At 60.9% G+C, this 15,748-nt stretch carries 19 protein-coding genes; 7 read left to right on the top strand and 12 right to left on the bottom strand.

Annotated features, from left to right (window positions below; translation table 11 throughout):
• Window positions 1-18: 18 nt before the first annotated feature.
• Together G9U53_RS29835 and G9U53_RS29840 are read right to left on the bottom strand one after the other, a co-directional pair.
• The gene (locus G9U53_RS29835; RefSeq protein ID WP_165639724.1) at window positions 19-1,137 is read right to left on the bottom strand and encodes a class I SAM-dependent methyltransferase; all 1,119 of its coding nucleotides are present in this window, start codon (window positions 1,135-1,137) and stop codon (window positions 19-21) included.
• A 129-nt stretch (window positions 1,138-1,266) separates the two neighbouring features.
• Window positions 1,267-2,382, bottom strand: a complete 1,116-nt coding sequence (locus tag G9U53_RS29840) for a Glu/Leu/Phe/Val dehydrogenase dimerization domain-containing protein (RefSeq protein WP_003941274.1) — start codon at window positions 2,380-2,382, stop codon at window positions 1,267-1,269.
• A gap of 219 nt (window positions 2,383-2,601) precedes the next feature.
• Here G9U53_RS29840 and G9U53_RS29845 point away from each other — a divergent pair, with 219 nt between their 5' ends.
• Both G9U53_RS29845 and G9U53_RS29850 read left to right on the top strand, forming a co-directional pair.
• Window positions 2,602-3,114: an Lrp/AsnC family transcriptional regulator gene (locus tag G9U53_RS29845; protein WP_003941343.1), complete on the top strand. Its 513-nt coding sequence runs from the start codon at window positions 2,602-2,604 to the stop codon at window positions 3,112-3,114.
• A 46-nt stretch (window positions 3,115-3,160) separates the two neighbouring features.
• Window positions 3,161-3,622, top strand: coding sequence for a 6,7-dimethyl-8-ribityllumazine synthase (locus tag G9U53_RS29850; protein WP_007726074.1), 462 nt, complete (start codon window positions 3,161-3,163; stop codon window positions 3,620-3,622).
• 56 nt (window positions 3,623-3,678) lie between these two features.
• On the opposite strand, the gene G9U53_RS29855 is transcribed toward G9U53_RS29850, so the two are convergent.
• Window positions 3,679-3,885 (bottom strand): hypothetical protein, encoded by a 207-nt coding sequence (locus G9U53_RS29855; protein WP_240952927.1) that lies wholly within the window; start codon window positions 3,883-3,885, stop codon window positions 3,679-3,681.
• A 160-nt stretch (window positions 3,886-4,045) separates the two neighbouring features.
• On the bottom strand, window positions 4,046-4,573 hold the full coding sequence (locus G9U53_RS29860) for a DUF3558 domain-containing protein (RefSeq protein ID WP_232329882.1): 528 nt from the start codon (window positions 4,571-4,573) through the stop codon (window positions 4,046-4,048).
• A gap of 180 nt (window positions 4,574-4,753) precedes the next feature.
• Between G9U53_RS29860 and G9U53_RS29865 the strand changes: the two genes are divergently transcribed.
• From G9U53_RS29865 to G9U53_RS29875, 3 genes are all read left to right on the top strand, one after another.
• Window positions 4,754-6,430 carry an FAD-dependent oxidoreductase gene (locus tag G9U53_RS29865; RefSeq protein WP_047270241.1) on the top strand — a complete coding sequence of 559 codons (1,677 nt, stop codon included), beginning with the start codon at window positions 4,754-4,756 and terminating at the stop codon, window positions 6,428-6,430.
• A 9-nt stretch (window positions 6,431-6,439) separates the two neighbouring features.
• Window positions 6,440-7,876 carry an ATP-binding protein gene (locus tag G9U53_RS29870; RefSeq protein WP_003941311.1) on the top strand — a complete coding sequence of 479 codons (1,437 nt, stop codon included), beginning with the start codon at window positions 6,440-6,442 and terminating at the stop codon, window positions 7,874-7,876.
• A gap of 70 nt (window positions 7,877-7,946) precedes the next feature.
• Window positions 7,947-8,300, top strand: coding sequence for a UBP-type zinc finger domain-containing protein (locus tag G9U53_RS29875; protein ID WP_003941317.1), 354 nt, complete (start codon window positions 7,947-7,949; stop codon window positions 8,298-8,300).
• 1 nt (window position 8,301) lies between these two features.
• Here G9U53_RS29875 and G9U53_RS29880 read toward each other — a convergent pair whose 3' ends face one another.
• Both G9U53_RS29880 and G9U53_RS29885 read right to left on the bottom strand, forming a co-directional pair.
• Window positions 8,302-8,628: a hypothetical protein gene (locus tag G9U53_RS29880; protein ID WP_003941339.1), complete on the bottom strand. Its 327-nt coding sequence runs from the start codon at window positions 8,626-8,628 to the stop codon at window positions 8,302-8,304.
• A gap of 41 nt (window positions 8,629-8,669) precedes the next feature.
• Window positions 8,670-9,164 (bottom strand): DUF3558 family protein, encoded by a 495-nt coding sequence (locus G9U53_RS29885; RefSeq protein ID WP_003941299.1) that lies wholly within the window; start codon window positions 9,162-9,164, stop codon window positions 8,670-8,672.
• 176 nt (window positions 9,165-9,340) lie between these two features.
• Between G9U53_RS29885 and G9U53_RS29890 the strand changes: the two genes are divergently transcribed.
• A complete protein-coding gene (locus G9U53_RS29890) occupies window positions 9,341-10,396 on the top strand; it encodes a 2,3-butanediol dehydrogenase (protein ID WP_003941279.1) in 1,056 nt (351 codons plus the stop codon).
• Here G9U53_RS29890 and G9U53_RS29895 read toward each other — a convergent pair.
• From G9U53_RS29895 to G9U53_RS29905, 3 genes are all read right to left on the bottom strand, one after another.
• Window positions 10,386-10,709 carry a ferredoxin family protein gene (locus tag G9U53_RS29895; protein WP_007726052.1) on the bottom strand — a complete coding sequence of 108 codons (324 nt, stop codon included), beginning with the start codon at window positions 10,707-10,709 and terminating at the stop codon, window positions 10,386-10,388. The genes G9U53_RS29890 and G9U53_RS29895 overlap by 11 nt on opposite strands.
• Window positions 10,706-12,295, bottom strand: coding sequence for an FAD-binding protein (locus G9U53_RS29900; RefSeq protein ID WP_165639725.1), 1,590 nt, complete (start codon window positions 12,293-12,295; stop codon window positions 10,706-10,708). Before G9U53_RS29900 ends, G9U53_RS29895 begins: the two co-directional genes overlap by 4 nt.
• 124 nt (window positions 12,296-12,419) lie before the next feature.
• Window positions 12,420-12,665, bottom strand: coding sequence for a hypothetical protein (locus tag G9U53_RS29905; protein ID WP_020908376.1), 246 nt, complete (start codon window positions 12,663-12,665; stop codon window positions 12,420-12,422).
• Between the two features lie 223 nt (window positions 12,666-12,888).
• Between G9U53_RS29905 and G9U53_RS29910 the strand changes: the two genes are divergently transcribed.
• Window positions 12,889-13,269: a helix-turn-helix domain-containing protein gene (locus G9U53_RS29910; protein ID WP_007726046.1), complete on the top strand. Its 381-nt coding sequence runs from the start codon at window positions 12,889-12,891 to the stop codon at window positions 13,267-13,269.
• Here the strand turns inward: G9U53_RS29910 and G9U53_RS29915 are convergent.
• The 3 genes from G9U53_RS29915 to G9U53_RS33720 all read right to left on the bottom strand — a co-directional run bounded on the left by G9U53_RS29915 (window position 13,266) and on the right by G9U53_RS33720 (window position 15,734).
• A complete protein-coding gene (locus G9U53_RS29915) occupies window positions 13,266-15,059 on the bottom strand; it encodes a long-chain fatty acid--CoA ligase (protein WP_165639726.1) in 1,794 nt (597 codons plus the stop codon). The genes G9U53_RS29910 and G9U53_RS29915 overlap by 4 nt on opposite strands.
• A complete protein-coding gene (locus tag G9U53_RS29920) occupies window positions 15,056-15,517 on the bottom strand; it encodes a MarR family winged helix-turn-helix transcriptional regulator (protein ID WP_003941330.1) in 462 nt (153 codons plus the stop codon). Before G9U53_RS29920 ends, G9U53_RS29915 begins: the two co-directional genes overlap by 4 nt.
• 85 nt (window positions 15,518-15,602) lie before the next feature.
• Window positions 15,603-15,734: a putative transporter small subunit gene (locus tag G9U53_RS33720; RefSeq protein WP_003941363.1), complete on the bottom strand. Its 132-nt coding sequence runs from the start codon at window positions 15,732-15,734 to the stop codon at window positions 15,603-15,605.
• Between the last annotated feature and the right edge of the window lie 14 nt (window positions 15,735-15,748).

Raw genomic sequence — 15,748 nt, forward strand, 5'->3', positions numbered from 1 at the left:
CGCTGACTGAGAATGAATTCAGCGACGGCGAAGCCGCCAGAGCGAGGTCGTCTCTCGTGCCCGGGCGGCGTGAAGCGCATCGGTTCGGTCACTGACCTTTGCGTGCGTCGGTTTGACGTCCATGCGATCGACAACAGTGAGTCCACCGGCCGCAATCAGGTCGTGTAGTTCGGATCGCGTTCGGAGACCGAGGTGTTCGGCAATGTCCGAGAGGATCAGCCACGCTTCTCCCCCGTCGTCCAGATGCGCTGCGACACCAGTCAGGAAGCCCTTCAGCATCGCTCCAGCGGGGTCGTAGACGGCGTATTCGATGGGCGAGGTGGCCTTGGCCGGAATCCAGGGAGGATTGCAGACCACCAACGGAGCGGTGCCTTCGGGAAAGAGGTCTGCTTCCACCACGGTCACCTGATCGCCGTAGCCAAGCCGCGAGAGGTTGCTACGAGCGCATTGCAGTGCCCGGGGGTCCTGGTCGGTGGCCGTCACTGCCTTGACACCGCGCTGCGCCAGTACGGCAGCAAGAACGCCGGTGCCGGTGCCGATGTCGAAAGCCGATTCCGTCGACGGCAGTGGCGCAGACGCGACAAGATCGACATACTCCCCGCGGACGGGTGAGAACACTCCGAAGGCGGGATGCACTCGTGCGTCGAGAGCCTCGATGAAAACACCTTTGCGGTGCCACTCGTGAGCGCCGATCGCGCCGAGGATGTCACGCAACGAGCGAACCGAAGGCTCACCGGTAATCCCGAAAGCTTCGGTCAACGCGACTTGCGCGTCCGGGGCTCGCCGGAGTGGAATCGACAGATCTGCATCCAAGGGAATGAGCAGCATGCCGAGGATCTGCGCGCGGCGTCCTTGGGTCTGCCGGTGGAGATGGAAGGCTTTGGCGGGATCTTCGGAGGCTCGGCGCGGCTTGCGGTCGATGCGCGACGCGACGGCCTTCGACAGTTGGCGAGCGTTCTGAAAATCTCCGCGCCACAACAACGCCGTGCCTTCGCATGCCAAGCGATAGGCGTCGTCGGCCTTCATCGTGTCGTCGGCGACGACGATGCGCTTGGGCGCCGGGGCGTTGCTCGTCGAACCCCAACGGGCCGATTGCTCGGCGTCGTTCTCGGTCCACACAGCGAATTGTTCAGTCATGTAAGCCCTTCCGGCGTCCGACGCATAGCGGCCGGTCTACCGGCTGATGTGGTCCAGATCTGCAAAATCTGCTCGTCTGGTGTCCACACTAGTCGGGACCGGCCGCGCTACATGACTGCGAGAGGGATGTCAGCCCTTGGCGACGCGAGCTGCCTCGGCGATCCGAGCCTCGGCGACCGCGTCAGCAGCCTCGCCGGCGAGGATTCCGTCCTTCTTCGACTTCGCGAAGATCTCGGTGACCGTGTCGAAGATCTTCTCGACCTTGAGCTTGACCTCTTCGGCCGAGTTGCCCTTCAGCTCGCCGGCGACCTGGATGAGGCCGCCGCCGTTCGCCACGTAGTCAGGGGTCCAGGTGATGCCGCGGTCGCGGAGGATGTTCTCGACCTCGGGGACGGTGAGCTGGTTGTTGGCAGCGCCGCAGACAACCTCGGCCTTGATCGAGCGTGCGGTCGTGTCTGTGAGGGTTGCGCCCATCGCGCAGGGTGCGTAAACGTCGAGATCGGCGTCGATGATGCTGTCGACGATGCTCACCTGCGGGAAGTCAGCCTTGACACGGTCGAGCGCTGCGGCGTTGACGTCGGTCGCGAGAACGGTTGCGCCGTCTGCGAGGAGGAGCTTGATCAGCTCGTAGCCGACCTTGCCTGTGCCTTCGACACCAACAGTCTTGCCTGCGAGCGACGGAGTGCCCCAATGCGACTGCGCCGCGGCGCGCATCGACTGGAATACGCCGAGGGCCGTCATCGGAGCGCTGTCACCGGAACCGCCGACGGTGGCGTTGCGGCCTACGACGAAGTCGGTGTTGCGACCGATGATGTCGAGATCGTTGGAGTTGGTTCCGACGTCACCAGCGGTGATGTAGCGGCCACCGAGGGTCTGGACGAATTTTGCGTAGGCGCCGAGCAATTCGTCGGTCTTGGCCGTTGCGGGGTCGCCGATGATGACAGCCTTGCCGCCGCCGAGGTCTACACCGGCAACCGCAGCCTTGTAGGTCATGCCGCGCGAGAGACGCAAAACGTCTGTTACTGCGGCAGATTCGTCGGAGTACGGGTAGAAGCGCGTTCCGCCGAGCGCGGGGCCGAGCGTCGTGGAGTGGATGGCGACGATGGCCTTGAGGCCGCTCGCGGGATCCTGGAAGAAGCTCACCTGCTCGTGGGGGTAATCGCGCAGGTAGTCGGCGCGATCAAACACGCCCGCAGTGTCGTCATGGGAAACAACGGAGTTCACGGGCTCGGCGGTGAGAGTCATTGTGGGATAGACCTTTCCGAAGGATTAACGGGGCGCAGTCGAAATATTGGGACGAAGTGGCCGTTGGGTACTATTGGGGACAAATAACCCAAAGAGAATCCCGCTGAGCAATTCGTGGAACCAATGCTCTGCCTGAGTTACGATTTGGTCAATGCAAATCTCTTGAACTAGTCAATTCGATCATCCAGTGACTCATATCACTGAGGAGAGGTTCACAAAGTGCTCAGCATCGACAAGCTCGACGTCCAGTTGCTCGGTCTGCTCAGCAAGGACTCGAGGATGAGTGTGGCCGAGTTGGCCAACTCGTTGGGCGTCGCCCGCAACACCGTCCAGTCGCGAATGAAGCGCATGGAATCCAACGGACTTCTCACCGGGTTTCGGCCGAATCTCAATCTCCCCGAGGTCGGTATCCCGATTCAGGCATTTGTCGGTCTGGAACTCGAGCAGGGCAAGATCAGCGCAGTCGCTCGGAGTCTGACCGAGTTGCCCGAGGTGATCGAAATTCACGCCACGACCGGTCGCGAGGATTTGCTCGTTCGCGTCGCCACCTCGACGCACGCGGCCCTGCAGAAGTTGGCCGAGCAGATCGTGTCACTTCCAGGCGTCACGCATTCGACCACGACCATCGCTCTGACCAATCCCCTTCCGTATCGAATTCAGCCTCTCCTCGAGCACCTCACCAATGACGCCGGCTGGGGTCGTTCGACCGCCTTCCCCCGTCAGCAGGACTAGGACGGGTGGTCGCGTCGATGCTTCCCAGTGCGCTAGTTTCATGGTTATGAGTGAGATCCAGGGACAGCGCATCGCGTTCATTCAGGCGACGTGGCATCGCAACATCGTCGACCGTGCACGCGACGGATTCACCGACGCGATCGTCGAGCTCGGCTACCCCAAGGACACGGTTGATTTCTTCGAGGTACCGGGAGCTTTCGAGATCCCGCTGCACGCCCGGCGGTTGGCCAAGACCGGCCGCTACCAGGCCATCGTTGCCGCAGGTCTGGTCGTCGACGGCGGTATCTACCGGCATGACTTCGTGGCGACGGCTGTCATCGACGGTCTGATGCGCGTGCAGCTCGACACCGACGTTCCGGTTTTCTCGGTGGTCTTGACGCCGCATCACTTCCACGAGCACGCCGAGCACGTCGACTACTTCAGCACGCATTTCGTGAAGAAGGGCGCCGAGGCTGCTCGCGCGGTCGACGCCACCGTCAAGTCGTTGAAGGCCCTGCCCACCAACTAGTCGTTACCCAAGTCTCGCTGAGTCGAATGCCATCGGCTCAGCGAGATTTTTTGTGTCTATCGAGGGGTCTCGACGCTTGCCAGTGCGGAGGCATTCGAGTCGTCGACTTCGCCGTAGCGGTCGACGCATTGCTGGAAGAAGTCCCGCATCTCGGTGACCACCTGAATGTGGCTGGTCAACGACTTCTCCAACGAATCTTCACCATCCTTAGCTTTCTTGGAGAACTTCTCGGCCAGGTTGATTCCAGATTGGAGCGTTCCCATTCCAGAAACATTCGCAATCACGAACAGATTTCTGCGCATCTGATCGAGTTCGCCAAGAAACCCTTCGCATGCCGCAACCACATCACGTGCGATGTCTGGCTCAACTTCCAGTCGCGAGTCGTCAGACCCATTGCTTCGATCAGACCCACTCACCGAGACCTCATTTCGGTAGCGTCGGTTCAAGATTGACCGACAGACGCTGCACAACAACACAACTGGACTCTTGCCGAGCCTCAGACAGCTTTCGTTCTACGTTGAACCAGATTGAGCCGTGTTCGACCGAGAAAGCAAGGTAGCAACCATTGTTGTCCTCGTCGTCGACGCGCTGATACTCGATACCACGCCGCCCACCGACAGTGAGTTCCTCGAACCCTCGGAAATCAGGATTCCGTCGAACATCGTCGACGGTGTACGACGATGAATACACGGTCAAGAAATACCAGGACCCGCTCCACCCACAGATCTTCCATCCTGGCTGCTCCACGCCCGCCGCACCAGCTTCCTCGGTAGCCGGATCAAGCCCCACTTCTTCCAACACCGAGTCCGGAATGTCCTTGCACGGATCGAACAGACCCTCTTCGCCGGATGCAGGCTCAGCCGCCCCCTCCACGACTGAGCTGCATCCTGCCGCAGCCCACACCAACACCCCAGCCATGAGCAGTCGCCCAACCCCCACCGACCCCCGCATGACACCCCCTGTTGATGTGGACCCACTGTATTGGATGCACCGGAGGCTCGATCGGTTCCCGCAATCAAGAAATTCCCAGTTCAGGTTCGCCGGTTCACTCAGAGCGCATCTTCAGCGATTGACGCTCAGCTCAGCAGTCGCATACTGGAGGGGTTGACTACGACTTCGGGAAGGCACCGAGTGAGCGCACCGAAAGCCCCGGCCAAACCAGCGATCCTCAGCGTCGACGACGATCCTGGTGTTTCGCGTGCCGTCGTTCGAGACCTTCGCAAACGGTACGGAGAGAAGTACCGAATCATTCGTGCGGAGTCCGGCGACCAGGCTCTCGAAACCTTGCGTGAAATGAAACTTCGCGGCGATGCAGTCGCTGTGATCGTCGCCGATTACCGCATGCCCGGTTTGAGTGGAATCGAGTTCCTCGAACAGGCAATGGACCTGTATCCCGTAGCTCGTCGCGTTCTCCTCACCGCGTACGCCGACACCGATGCTGCGATCGACGCCATCAACGTCGTCGACCTCGACCACTACCTCCTCAAGCCTTGGGATCCGCCGGAAGAGAAGCTGTACCCCGTCATCGATGCGCTGCTCGATGCCTGGGCAAGTTCGAGTCATCACCCCGCCGAGGAAACCAAGGTGATCGGCCATCGTTGGTCCGAGCGATCATCCGACGTCCGAGAGTTCTTGGCACGCAACCAACTTGCCTATCGCTGGTACATGTCGGACGAACCCGAAGGACAACGGCTGCTCTCCGCTGCCGGTACCGACGACCTGCGACTTCCCGTCGTCATCGCATCCAATGGGGATGTACTCGTCGAGCCCACTGACGCCGAACTCGCCGACAAACTCGGGTTGAGTACCACCCTCTCCGAAGACTTTTACGATCTCGTTGTCATCGGCGGCGGCCCTGCGGGTCTGGGGGCTGCTCTGTACGGCGCTTCGGAGGGGCTTCGGACGGTTCTCATCGAACGGCGGGCGACTGGCGGTCAGGCCGGCCAGAGTTCACGAATCGAGAACTACCTCGGCTTCCCCGACGGAGTTTCCGGCGCACAGTTGGCCGATCGGGCGAGGCGCCAGGCAACCAAGTTCGGCGCCGAGGTCATCACCGCGCGAGACGTCACCGGTTTGGAAATCAACGGCTCGGCCCGCACAGTGCGTTTCGACGACGGTTCGTCGGTCGACGCCCATTCGGTCATCTTGGCGACCGGTGTTTCCTATCGCCAACTGTCGGCGCCGGGGCTCGATACCTACACCGGCCGAGGGGTTTACTACGGATCGGCCGTCACCGAAGCTGCACGGTGCAGCGAGCAGGATGTGTACATAGTCGGCGGCGCCAATTCGGCAGGGCAAGCTGCGGTCTATCTCTCCCGCGGAGCTAGGTCCGTCACCATTCTCATTCGCGGCAACTCGCTCGAAGCCTCGATGTCCTACTACCTGATTCAGCAGATCGAAAAGAATCCGAAGATCACCGTGCGCACGTGCACGGAGGTAGTCGGCGCTGAGGGTGACGATCACCTCGAACGAATCACACTGCGTAACAGAGCCACCGGAGAAGAAGACACTGTCAATGCTCAGTGGTTGTTCATCTTCATCGGTGCCGCTCCCCTGACCGACTGGCTCGGAGACGTGGTGGTCCGCGACGGGAATGGCTTCGTTCTTGCCGGCCCGGACCTTCCGTCCGAAGGCGTCACCCCGGACGGGTGGCCGCTCGACCGCGCACCACATCATCTCGAAACCAGTGTCCCCGGAGTGTTTGTCGCCGGGGACGTACACGCCGAATCGGCCAAGCGCGTCGCGTCGGCCGTCGGAGAGGGCGCGATGGCCGTGATGTTCGTCCACCGCTATCTCGCTCAACAATAGGGAGATTCGATGTCCATTCCTGAATGCAGCCCAGACTTGCTTCGCACCCTGTTCCTGTTCGAGAAGCTCACCGACGATCAGCTCGAATCACTCTGCCAGGCAGGCCATATCACCGAGATCGATCGAGGTCAGGTCTACCTCGAAGGTGAGCCTGCCACCTGCTTCTACGTCCTCATCGAGGGCGAGGTGGTGCTGTCCAAGCTGTCGGGCGGCGAAGACATCGAGATCAACAGGACCACCCAGCGCGGCGTCTACTCGGGAGGCTGGACGGCGTATCTCGGCGATCGTGTACCGCAGGTCTACGCGGGGTCGATGCGAGTGACGACTCCTTCGACGTTTTTCGTCCTGGACGCCGACAAGTTCGGCAACGCGATGCGCGAGTGGTTTCCAATGGCGGTTCATCTACTCGAAGGTGTTTTCTTCGGCAAGAAGAACACTCAGCAGATCATCGATCAGCGAGAGCGACTCCTTGCACTCGGATCACTGTCGGCCGGGTTGACTCACGAGCTCAATAACCCTGCAGCCGCAGCGGTTCGAGCGACAGCCTCTTTGCGCGAGCGTGTTGCAGGCATGCGTCACAAACTGGGGATGGTTGCATCGGGCACCTACGACCGCGATGCCCTCGTCACTCTCATGCGACTTCAAGAGGAAGTTGCAGAGGTTGTCGCCAAGGCGCCGACGCTCACTCCCCTCGAAGCCTCCGATCGGGAGGATTCGTTGGGTGAATGGTTCGAGGATCATTCGATTCGAGAAGGTTGGGACCTGGCTCCGACCTTCGTGCAGGCTGGACTCGACACCGCTTGGCTCGAGAACGTTGCTGCAGCCGTTGACGAGTCCGTACTCGAAGGCGCAATTCGCTGGCTGAATTACACCATCGAATCCGAACTCCTGATGAACGAGATCGCCGACTCCACAACGAGGATCTCGACGCTCGTCGGTGCGGCCAAACAGTATTCACAGATGGATCGCGCTCCCTTCCAGACCATCGATGTCCACGAATTGCTCGACAGCACGTTGATCATGTTGGGGCAAAAGATCGGAAGCGGAATCGAAGTCGTCAAGGAGTACGACCTTGCGTTGCCTCCGATCGACGCCTACGCCGCCGAACTCAATCAGGTGTGGACCAACCTGATCGACAATGCGGTGTCTGCCATGGACGGATCGGGAACACTCACCGTTCGGACAAGCCGCGATGGCGACCGCGTGTGCATCGAGATCTGCGACACCGGCGCCGGGATTCCCGATGACGTCATCGACAGGATCTTCGAACCCTTCTTCACGACTAAGCCTGTCGGTGAGGGAACCGGTCTCGGCCTTGATATTTCATGGCGAATTGTGGTCGGCAAGCATCGTGGTGAGCTGCGGGTCACGTCGGAGCCCGGTAACACCCGGTTCAGAGTTTTGTTGCCAATCGCGGGCCCACCGCGGGATACGCGCGACGACTAGTCGCCCTTGCACGGCCGGTAGGCAAAGCGCACGATGAAATGACCGACTTCAGTCAGCGAGAGGGTGGACCATGACCGACGGACTTCCAGCGGGGATCGATCCGAGCGTGCCGCCTAGTGGCGCGGGATGCGTTGAATGCGATGCGAGCGGCGGTTGGTGGGTGCACCTGCGTCGATGCGCGCAATGCGGTCACGTGGGGTGTTGCGACTCCTCACCGTCACAGCACGCAAGCAAGCATGCGGCCTCGACGAAGCATCCGTTCATGCAGAGCTACGAACCCGGTGAGGATTGGTTCTGGAGCTTCGAAACCAACGAGGCGTACGACGGACCTGAATTGGCGGCGCCCACTTCACATCCCGTAGATCAGCCGACCCCAGGGCCTAAGGGTCGTGTCCCGGCCGATTGGCAGCAACACATCCACTGACTCAGTTCGGTTGGTCGATCGACCTCAAAGTCGAGACGTTCGACGACTCCTGCTCGAATGCGTTGTCGATGCAGGCTTGAAACTGAGCCTGCATTGCCTCCACGACCGCGATATGACTCGCCAACACATCGACGAGCGCATCCGGGCCGCCAACCGCCTTTTCCTCGAACTTAACCTGCAGTGCCCGGGCGGATCCGAGAGTGCCGAAGCCTCCCACTTGCCCGAGATAGTTCGCATCGTCCGACAGTGACCTGAACAGCGAAATTAGATCATCACACGCCTTCGCCAGATCCTCTGCGACCCTCTTCTCCAGATACAAACCGGACATCACATACTCCAATTCACTACGAGTCGAATCTCTTCCGAGCGTTATTCGGGAAGCAGCGGTAACACGGTCAGACCGACCCGCTCAACCAGTTCACACGGAGTTTCGGGGCGCTGGTCACCGACTTTCGCACCCACTCGAATCATCGCCGTGGACTGAGCAGTCGCGAAGGCGATATTGCACGCGGTGTCCGCCTTGTCATTGTGTTCCTGGAACATCAGGACCTGTCGGCCGGCGAGTTGAATTCGATGTAGATCGCGCATCACCGGATTTGCTTCGACTTCCGCAAGCGAGTGTGTTGTGGAAGTCAGACGGAGGAAGAACCAAGATCCTTCCCACTTGCATATATTGAACCCATCGATATGGGTGTTGACTATGTCAACCTCTTTTGTTGCCGGGTCAACTCCGACTCTCTCCAATTCCTCATTGCTGAGAACCTCACACGGATCAAACATCCCAATCACATCGACAGGGAAAGCCTCGCCCTCGACGGTCGAGGAACAACCCCCAACCAACAGCGCGGCCGCGACCAGGACCACTGCAACCCTCACTCCCACAGCACTCCCCCTCGTTCGCGACCCGCTCACAGTATTGGACGCTCCCCAGCACAGATCGGTTCCACGACATTGCATTCCGTTGCAACCCTTCACCCACGCCGATAATCGGCCTAACGTCGATCTACCAGGGGATTCACAACGAAGTGAGGTGCGGATCAATGAAGGCAGCACGGTTCCACGGGCAGAAAGACATCCGGATCGAAGAGATCCCTGAGCCCGAATTGCGGCCAGGAACAGTCAAGCTGAAGGTCGCATGGTGCGGAATCTGCGGCACCGATCTCCACGAGTACCTCGAGGGACCGATCTTCATCTCCGCACCCGGACACCCGCATCCACTCTCACACGAGAATGCGCCGGTCACGATGGGCCACGAGTTCTCCGGCACCGTCGAAGAGGTCGGCGAAGGTGTCACGGACGTCGAGGTCGGCGAAAATGTTGTCGTCGAGCCGTACTTCGTCTGCAACGAGTGCGCCCCGTGCAAGGCGGGCAACTACCACCTGTGTACGAAGATGGGGTTCATCGGCTTGGCCGGCGGCGGTGGCGGACTCAGCGAGAAGGTCGTCGTCGACCGTCGCTGGATCCACAAGATCGGCAACATCCCGCTCGACGAGGCAGCTCTCATCGAACCGTTGAGCGTCGCCCATCACGCCGTCGTACGCAGTGGAGCCGAAAGCGGCAACGTCGCCATCGTGGGCGGAGCCGGACCGATCGGACTCCTCGTTGCGGCAGTCCTCAAGGGTCTGGGTGTCACGACGATCGTCACCGAACTCAGCGAGGCCCGCAAAGCCAAGGCCCTCTCCAGTGGAGTCGCCGACTACGTCATCGATCCCACCACCGAAGACGTCAAAGCGCGCGTCCTCGAACTCAGCGGAGGCATCGGCGCAGACATCGGTTTCGAGTGCGCAGGCGTCAACGCAGTACTCGACACCATGCTCGACACGGTCAGGCCTGCTGGAGTTGTTGTCAACGTGTCGATTTGGGGCAAGCCCGCGACCATCGACATGCAGAAGCTGGTCCTCAAGGAGATCGATCTACGCGGAACCATCGCGTACGTCCGTGACCATGAAGCGGTCATCAAGATGGTCCAGGACGGTGTCGTCGATCTGGCGCCATTCATCACCGGTCGTATTCAGCTCGAAGAGTTGATCTCCGAAGGATTCACCACTCTGATCGAGCACAACGACACTGCGGTCAAGATTCTCGTCAGGTCGTGACCGGACGGGGCACCTCGGGACCCACCGCGGTCAGCGACCCAGGTGCGCGCCCCTTGCCCCATCCGATCTTCTCTCGGTAGCGGCCGATGTGATCGTCCTCGATCACATCGGCCGTTTCCAACGGTGTGGATTGCGGATGCACATACAGCGCATCCGTCGGGCAATAGGCCTCACACATAAAGCAGGTCTGGCAATCCGATTGGCGCGCAATCACCGGGACGCCCGAGGGCGTCCGGTCGAAAACATCTGTGGGACAGACGTCTACGCACTTGTCGCAGCCGATGCAGTCAGGCGCAGAAACCAGCTCGATCATGACGCCACCAGTGCAGACCCGGCAGATTCAGAAGTTCGGGTCCACACCGCATCCAAACCGCCGGTAAGAACGTGATGGTGCTGCGTCACATCGAGTTCAGGATAATCGTCCCGCTTGCTCATTCCCCGAGTCTCGGTCCGCGCCAACGTCGAGTGATACATCCAGCGACCGACGGCCGTGATCGCGGCAGCCTGCCGCGCCGCCATCCGACCTGCAGAATCCGCGCCCAGATCCGCACTCACTGCACCCCACAGCGATTCGAGCTCACCGAGCGCTGCGGATACTCGATCACCGCTGCGGAGGTAGTTCTTGTCGAAGGGAATCAGCTGCGCCTGAGCAGCTTTCACCACATCGTCGGCAGCAAACCCGGTTCGTACCGGATTACGCAATCCGACGGTTCCGGCTCCGCGAAGACCACTGGTAGACCCACGTTCGACCGACAGCGCATAGCGCGCAGCACCGGTTCCCGCCCACGAACCAGAAGACATCGCCCACGCGGCGTTGTGACTTCCCCCGCCGGTAAACCCTCCGCAGATTCGCTCGCGGGTCGCAGCGTCCCCGGCGGCAAACAGTCCTGGAACGGATGACGCGCAATCGTCGTCGACGACGTTGATTCCCCCAGTGCCGCGCACCGTGCCTTCAGCGAGCATGCCGACCTCGAATTTGTCGGTGAAGGGATCGATTCCGCGGCGATCGAATTGAAGGAAGAAGTTGGGTTGCCCCAGCCTCATTCGACGCTGCACCTCGGCGTCGGCCCGATCGATCTGCGCGAACACGGGCTCGTTCCGCAACGTGCTGGCGATGACGGACCTCCCCTTCGCCGAACCGGCCCCTTCGAGCACGCTTCCGTCTGCGTGAAAGAACGTCGCGTACGCGTAGTAAGCCGTCTTGGTGATCGTCGATCCGGCCGCTGCGATTCCGTACGCGTTGGAGAACTCCATCCCAGAGAACTCGGCTCCGACTTCGGCTGCCATCAATGCACCGTCACCGGTATCGACGTTGGTACCCAACGCACCGGACAGAAACGCACAACCTCCGCTGGCGACCACTACCGCGCCTGCCGAGACTCGGTAATCCTGTTGCTCGTGGCGTTGGTAGCCCGCCGCTCCGCGAACTCGCCCGGCGTCGTCCACCAACAACTCCAGCGCCGGCGAATGATCGAGGATCCGCACCCCGGTTCGACGAATCCAGGTGCGCATCCGTCGCATGTACTCAGGCCCCTGCAAGCCGGTGCGGATCTGCTTGCCCGTGCTGGAGTCGACGGGGAACGGATATCTGCCCTCCACCGCGAGGAGATCCATGTTGGAGTAGGTCTGCTCGAGGACGCGGTCCATCCAATGGTGGTCGGCAAGATATCCGCCGAGCGCCTCACGACCGGCCTTTGCCCGCTCACGGGCAGTCGTATCCGGTTCGACGTACCAAACACCCGTTCCGGAGGGGGCCGTTGCGCCGCTCGTTCCGCAGTAGCCCTTGTCGACCAGGACGACGTCTGCACCGGCTTTGGCCGCGCGCAACGCTGCCCACGCGCCGGCGGGGCCACCACCGATCACCAATACATCGGTGGAGAGTTCGAGGACGTCCGTCACTGGCCAGCTCCTGTCAGAGGTCTACGCAACACTTCTGTTGCCGTAATATTCCTCGGACGAACTACCCAGCGCCACAGTCAGAATCACTGTGAACTCAACCGCTCACCGTTGCATCGACAGAGCGCTACGACGCTTCCCGCTCCTCGTCGGTGCACAACGCGGAGTACTTGGCGAAGGCTTCCTGCAAGGTCAGCGATTTGCGTCGCTCCGCGATGTCGCGGGGCTTTCCCTGTGCAACACATCGACGAGCATGCTCGATCACAGCTTCACGAATGACGCTGGAAATGTCCGCGCCCGTGAGCTCTTGGAGGGTCTCTAGGGCCCTCAGTTCCTCTACGTCGAATCTCACCGTTACCGATCGTCTAGCCACGCTCAGGATGTTACTTGCGGGTACACCAAATTTGGTGAGTTACATATGCGTCGAGTCGAATATCTTTGGGCGCCAAAACCTTCGAATTCCGATCTACGTGGGTAAATAGTTTTCCACTCACGGCACTCATGTAATGCAACGCACACGGCGCTAGCCAGCGTGCCGACGGACACTGTCGCTGTCTATGCTTGCGAAACACTGCCTTCGATCGGAGATATACCGCGTGAGCATCGACCACATCGTTTCCGCAGTCGACGGCGATGCTGCCGAGCGAATCAAAACGGCCCTGACCCAGAGAGCCGCAACCTCGACGGACACGACCACGCTGGTGTTCGACGGCGTCCGGATCGAGATTCCACCGTCGGTCGGCGACGCCGTCGTGCAGCTCCTGACCTACCTCGCTGCCGGGGACAGCGTCGCCCTCGGGCCAGTCGCAGAGCTCCTCACCACCTCGCAGGCAGCAGAGATCCTCGGCGTTTCGGACACGTATGTGCGCAAACTCGCCGACGCCGGGAAACTCCCGATCGAACTACGCGGCACCCACCGCAGGTTCCGCCTCGACGACGTGATGGCTTACCGCGAGCAGTTCCCCAAACGCGCCTAGCTCTTCGCGTACATTCCTTCGATCTCTTTCGAGAACCGATCGACGACGACATTGCGCTTGATCTTGAGCGTCGCTGTCATCTCACCGTCTTCCTCGGTCAGATCGCGATCGAGAATGACGAACTTCTTGATCGACTCTGCATGTGAGACAGCGGCATTGGCGTCGTCGACGGCCTTCTGCAGCTCCGCTCGAAGGTCCTTGTCGTCACGTAGTTCGGCGACGGTGGCACCAGAAGGCTTGCCGTTCTCGGCCTTCCACTTCTCGAACACCTCGGGGTCGACGGTCAACAGCGCCGTGATGTAGGTCTTCCCGTCGCCGACGACGACTGCCTGCGAGACGATGGAATGCGAACGGATACGGTCTTCCATCGGGCCGGGCGAGACGTTCTTGCCGCCCGCCGTCACCAGAAGATCCTTCTTGCGTCCGGTGATGGAAAGGTAACCTTCGCTGTCGAGTTCACCGAGATCACCGGTTCGCATCCAGCCGTTGACGAATGTCTCTTCGGTGGCCTTGTCGTTCTTCCAGTATCCCTTGAAGACGACTCCACCGTTGAGTTCGATCTCGCCATCCTCGGCGATGCGAACCCCGTTGCCGCCCATCGGCTGTCCGACGGTTCCGATCTTCTGAGCACCCGGGACGTTGACGCAGTGCGCTGCTGTGGTTTCGGTGAGGCCATAGCCTTCGTAGATCGGAACTCCGAGCCCACGGAAGAAGTGCCCCAGTTCAGGAGTGAGGGCGCCGCCGCCGGAGATCGCGAACCAGCACTCGCCCCCGAGAGCCTCACGAAGCTTCGAGTACACGAGCTTGTCTGCCACTGCGTGCTTCGCCTTCAAGATCAGCGAGGGACCGCCCTTGTCGAGGGCTTGGCTATATTCCTTTGCAGTGACTTCTGCGAAAGCGAAGATCGCGCCCGGAATCTTTCCACCGGACTCCGCCTTGCGTGCTGCGCCGTCACGAACTTTTTCGAAGACACGCGGAACACCGAGGATGGTGTTGGGCTTGTAGCGCTCGAATTGAGTTGTAATGGTGGCGAAGTCGGACCAGTGTGCCTGCGAAGCGCCAGCTTCGAACGTCGCGAGGGAAACCGCGCGAGCCAGCACGTGAGCCAGCGGCAGGAAGGTCAGGACTCGGTTTCCCGGAACCGCCACCTTGCCGATCGATGCCGTGAGAATCCCGCGCACCTCGGACAGGAAGTTGCGGTGCGTGAGGATGCATCCCTTGGGACGGCCTGTCGTGCCGGAGGTGTAGACGAGTGACGCAAGATCGTCGGCCTTGATGCCCGCGAGTCGCTTCTTCAGCTCGGTGTCGTCAACGTCGGCACCCTGTGCGGTCAGCTTTTCGACTGCTCCGTCGTCGATCTGCATGACGGCCTTGAGAGAGCTTGGCGCGTCCTGGAACAGCTGCTCGTGCGCGCCGGTTTCGACGATCGCGATGACGGCCTCGGAGTCTTCGAGGATCCAGCTGACCTGCCCCTGAGACGACGAGTCGTAGATCGGAACGGTAGCCGCGCCGGCGGCCCAGATGGCGAAGTCGAACAGCGTCCACTCGTATCGGGTCGCAGAGAGGAGTGCGACGCGGTCGCCTGCCTGCACGCCAGCGGCGATGAGCCCGTTTGCGACGCCGGTGACCTGCTCGGCGAACTCTTTAGCCGTTACATCTACCCAGCCCTCGCCCTTGGGTCGGGAGAACACCGTCAGATCTGGCGTGCGCTCGGCGTGAGTGAAGACGGTGTGCACCACAGACTCATTGTCGGAGATGGTGAACTGGGCTTTGGCGCTGTACTCACTCACAGGGTGTCATCTCCGTTGGTCTGCGATTCGATGCTGATTCTGAAGCGGTGGAGTGCGCGGGCGAAGTCTGCGACCTCGGACTCGGTCCAATCGTGCAGCCTGCCGGCGACTTGGTCGAGCCGACGCGCGTCAGCGGCGTCGAGGTATTTGCGGCCAGCCTCCGTGAGGTGCAGCGGATTGCCCTGACGAACGGATCCCGGATCGGCATATACCCAGCCTGCCTCGATGCACCCGCGCACTTGGCGCGAGATGGTCGAGCGGTTGACGCCGAAGACTTCGGAGATCTCCGTGGCCTTGCATCCGTCATTGCGGCCGATGAAGGAGAGGAACGAATGCTGGGCGATCGACGGGTGGTCATCGGAATGCCGATCCCCCGTCATCAACTGCCGCGTCAGGTGCACCAGCTCGTCATGAACGGCTGGTGGACCGGTGAGCGCCATTGCTCCGTCGTGTTGCACTGGGCAACTATAACGCTGCCCCCAGTCCCGATTGCAATATGACCGCCGCCACCGACAAGAAGTCCGTCGGTGGCGGCGTGAAAAGTTAGACCAGATCCTCACCGTTGCGGCGAGCAGTTGCCCAATCCTTGAAGAATCCCTTGCTGATGACTCCCAGCACGACCAAGACCAACGCCGGCCAGATCAGAACATAAATGGTCAGTAGAGCTGTACTCATTCGTATTCCTTCCA

Source organism: Rhodococcus sp. D-46, from assembly GCF_011290655.1.
GTDB lineage: Bacteria > Actinomycetota > Actinomycetes > Mycobacteriales > Mycobacteriaceae > Rhodococcus_F > Rhodococcus_F qingshengii.

Excerpts from the sequence above, each read along its gene's own strand:
- G9U53_RS29835 (WP_165639724.1), bottom strand. The coding sequence starts at position 1,137 with ATGACTGAACAATTCGCTGTGTGGACCGAGAACGACGCCGAGCAATCG.
- G9U53_RS29840 (WP_003941274.1), bottom strand. The coding sequence starts at position 2,382 with ATGACTCTCACCGCCGAGCCCGTGAACTCCGTTGTTTCCCATGACGAC.
- G9U53_RS29850 (WP_007726074.1), top strand. The coding sequence starts at position 3,161 with ATGAGTGAGATCCAGGGACAGCGCATCGCGTTCATTCAGGCGACGTGG.
- G9U53_RS29855 (WP_240952927.1), bottom strand. The coding sequence starts at position 3,885 with ATGGGAACGCTCCAATCTGGAATCAACCTGGCCGAGAAGTTCTCCAAG.
- G9U53_RS29860 (WP_232329882.1), bottom strand. The coding sequence starts at position 4,573 with ATGCGGGGGTCGGTGGGGGTTGGGCGACTGCTCATGGCTGGGGTGTTG.
- G9U53_RS29870 (WP_003941311.1), top strand. The coding sequence starts at position 6,440 with ATGTCCATTCCTGAATGCAGCCCAGACTTGCTTCGCACCCTGTTCCTG.
- G9U53_RS29875 (WP_003941317.1), top strand. The coding sequence starts at position 7,947 with ATGACCGACGGACTTCCAGCGGGGATCGATCCGAGCGTGCCGCCTAGT.
- G9U53_RS29880 (WP_003941339.1), bottom strand. The coding sequence starts at position 8,628 with ATGTCCGGTTTGTATCTGGAGAAGAGGGTCGCAGAGGATCTGGCGAAG.
- G9U53_RS29890 (WP_003941279.1), top strand. The coding sequence starts at position 9,341 with ATGAAGGCAGCACGGTTCCACGGGCAGAAAGACATCCGGATCGAAGAG.
- G9U53_RS29895 (WP_007726052.1), bottom strand. The coding sequence starts at position 10,709 with ATGATCGAGCTGGTTTCTGCGCCTGACTGCATCGGCTGCGACAAGTGC.
- G9U53_RS33720 (WP_003941363.1), bottom strand. The coding sequence starts at position 15,734 with ATGAGTACAGCTCTACTGACCATTTATGTTCTGATCTGGCCGGCGTTG.